The organism is Bradyrhizobium sp. Kon10 (assembly GCF_055807395.1).
On sequence record NZ_JBVVOZ010000147.1, the window covers coordinates 1 to 357 of the forward strand.

Consider the following 357-nt stretch of genomic DNA (forward strand, 5'->3'; position numbering starts at 1 on the left):
CTCGGTGTCCTCGTTGCGCCGGCTGATCTCGAGCAGCTGGTTGCGGGTCAGCACCAGCTCCGAGACCATGGTCATCAAATGCTCCAGCGTATCCACATTGACGCGGATCGACTGGTTGGCGATGCGGTCGCCCTCGCTGGCGCCCTCGTCGGCGGCGATCGACTTCTTGGGCGCGACCTTCTCCTTGGGCGCCTTGGTCTCCTTGGCGATGTCCTTGGCAACAGGCACTGGCGCTTCAGCGGCCGGCGCGGGCTCGGCCTTGACTTCAGCTTTGGCAACGGGGATCGGCGCTTCGATCGCGGTCTCGCGGAAGGCGCGCTCGAGCTCGTCGAGCGACACTTCGCCCGGACGCAGCGG

General features: G+C 66.7%; 1 pseudogene. It reads right to left on the reverse strand.

Annotation, left to right across the window (positions count from 1 at the left end):
• A pseudogene (locus AC0L2O_RS36470) lies at positions 1-357 on the reverse strand (hybrid sensor histidine kinase/response regulator); the annotation flags it as partial.